General features: G+C 55.7%; 2 protein-coding genes. Both read left to right on the top strand.

From position 1 onward, the window contains the following. On the top strand, nucleotides 1-1,999 hold a 1,999-nt coding region (gene clpA / locus ACTG4M_RS17280), incomplete at its 5' end, for an ATP-dependent Clp protease ATP-binding subunit ClpA (protein WP_439124911.1). 68 nt (nucleotides 2,000-2,067) lie between these two features. Next, nucleotides 2,068-2,884: M23 family metallopeptidase (locus tag ACTG4M_RS17275; RefSeq protein ID WP_439124910.1), on the top strand; the 817-nt coding region annotated here is incomplete at its 3' end.

The raw sequence follows: 2,884 nt of genomic DNA, 5'->3' as shown, positions 1-2,884 counted from the left end.
CGTGCTGGTTGCGATCTTTGCAGAACGCGAAAGCAATGCAGCTTACTTCCTGCAGGATCAGGACATGACCCGCTATGATGCTGTGAATTTTATTGCACATGGCGTCGCCAAAAACCCGGCCTATGGCGAAAGCCGTCCAGTCACCGGCGCATCCGAAAGTGAAGAAGAGACGCAACAGCAAGAGCCACAGGGCGAACAGAAAGAATCTGCGCTGGCAAAGTACTGCGTCGATCTGAACGCCAAATCGCGCGAAGGCGATATTGATCCTTTAATCGGCCGCGAATCCGAGGTCGAGCGCTGCATTCAGGTTCTATGTCGCCGCCGCAAAAACAATCCACTTCTTGTTGGCGATCCCGGTGTTGGCAAAACCGCCATAGCCGAAGGTCTTGCCCGCAAGATCGTGGCGGGCCAAACGCCCGAGGTTCTGGCGAAAACCACCATCTACTCGCTCGACATGGGCGCACTTTTGGCTGGCACCCGCTATCGCGGTGACTTTGAGGAACGCCTCAAAGCCGTTATGACCGAGCTTGAAGACCACGATGATGCGGTGCTGTTCATCGACGAAATCCACACTGTTATCGGCGCTGGCGCTACATCCGGCGGTGCGATGGATGCGTCCAACCTGCTAAAGCCTGCGCTTCAAGGCGGCAAACTGCGTTGCATGGGCTCGACGACTTACAAGGAGTTCCGTCAACACTTTGAAAAGGACCGTGCACTTAGCCGCCGGTTCCAAAAAATTGATGTGAACGAACCTTCAGTCGAAGATACGATAAAGATCCTCAAGGGCCTCAAGCCCTATTTCGAGGAACATCATGGTATCAAATACACGGCCGACGCCATCAAGACCGCCGTGGAATTGTCTGCCCGATATATCAATGACCGCAAACTGCCTGACAAGGCCATCGACGTGATCGACGAAGCGGGCGCTGCACAGCACCTCATTGCGGAATCCAAGCGTCGTAAGTCGCTGGGTGCGAAAGAGATCGAGGCGGTTGTCGCCAAGATTGCCCGCATTCCGCCAAAGAACGTGTCCAAGGACGATGCAGAGGTGCTCAAAGACCTCGAAGCGTCGCTCAAGCGCGTGGTCTTTGGTCAGGACGCTGCAATCGACGCATTGTCGTCTGCCATCAAACTGGCACGTGCGGGTCTTCGCGAACCAGAAAAGCCGATCGGCAACTACCTGTTCGCAGGTCCAACCGGGGTCGGCAAAACCGAAGTTGCAAAACAGTTGGCCGATACCCTCGGTGTGGAACTGCTCCGTTTCGATATGTCCGAGTACATGGAGAAGCATGCCGTCAGCCGCCTGATTGGCGCACCTCCGGGATATGTCGGGTTCGACCAGGGTGGTCAGCTGACAGATGGTGTCGATCAGCATCCGCATTGCGTGCTCTTGCTCGACGAGATCGAAAAGGCGCACCCGGATGTCTACAACATCCTTCTGCAGGTGATGGATCACGGCTCGCTCACCGATCACAATGGACGCACTGTCAGCTTCCGCAACGTGATCCTGATCATGACGTCGAATGCTGGTGCGGCTGAACAGGCCAAAGCGGCCATCGGCTTTGGCCGCGATCGTCGCGAAGGTGAAGATACGGCAGCCATCGAACGGACCTTTACCCCGGAATTCCGCAACCGCCTGGACGCGGTCATTTCTTTCGCACCACTGCCAAAATCGGTGATCCTGCAGGTCGTAGAAAAGTTTGTGCTGCAACTCGAAGCGCAATTGATGGATCGCAACGTGACCATCGAACTGACCAAACCTGCCGCCGAATGGTTGGCCGAAAAAGGCTACGACGACAAAATGGGTGCGCGTCCCTTGGGCCGCGTGATCCAAGAAGAAATCAAGAAGCCGCTGGCGGAAGAACTTCTCTTCGGCAAGCTTGCCAAAGGTGGAGTTGTGAAAGTTGCTGTCAAAGACGGCAAACTCACGCTTGATCTGTCCGGCCCGGACAATCCGCGCCTGTCGAGCAAAAAACCACCACTTCTGACGGCGGAGTGATCCGTAGCGTTTTTGCACTGATCCTTACGTCCGCCACACCCGTTGTGGCGGACGTTTCATTTTTAAGTATGCCGCTTGACTGTGTGTTGGGCGAAACATGCGTCATCGAAGACTACCCAGACGTTGACCCAAGCGATGCGACTGCGGATTATCGCTGCGGCCTGAAATCTCGTGATGGGCATAGCGGCACCGATTTCGCGCTGCTGAGCTTTGAACAGATGGATAAAGGCGTTCGCGTGATTGCTGCCGCCGATGGCCGTGTTCAAGCGATCCGCAACACCCGACCCGATCAACCCTATGTTCCGGGCTCTGATCTAAATGGTCAGGAATGCGGCAACGCGGTCCGGATTGACCACGGCAATGGATATCAATCCGTCTACTGTCATATGAAACTAGGCTCTGTTCGCGTGACTCCCGGCCAACGGGTATTGAGCGGGCAGCTTTTGGGCGAAGTCGGGCTTAGCGGTTTGACCAATTATCCGCATCTTCATCTGACGATAACCCAAGGCGCCGATGTCGTTGACCCTTTTGCTCCAGGTCAGACCAATGCATGCAGCGAACCGTTTGAAACCCTTTGGCGCGATACCCCGCCCTATGTTGACGCCGGATTGGCCACTGTTGGCGTATCCGAGGCGGTGCCGGAGTTGCACGCGGTGCAATCCGGCGCCGCGCGGCGAACACGCCTGTCGCCTGACGATGCGATGGTGCTCTATGCACATGCATTTCATAGCAACAAACACGACCGGATTGAATTCGAAATGTCCGGCCCAGACGGTTTGGTTTACGAACATACAGCGCGGCTAGATGATGAACCAGACCGGGTTTTCCGGAGATGTTGGAGTTCGTCACTCAGCGGCTATTTTAGCCGTGAGCTCTGCGTTGTAA

Origin of the sequence: Marivita sp. (assembly GCF_965656765.1) — a bacterium.
Classification (GTDB): domain Bacteria; phylum Pseudomonadota; class Alphaproteobacteria; order Rhodobacterales; family Rhodobacteraceae; genus Marivita.
This window is presented reverse-complemented; position numbering and strand designations above follow the sequence as displayed.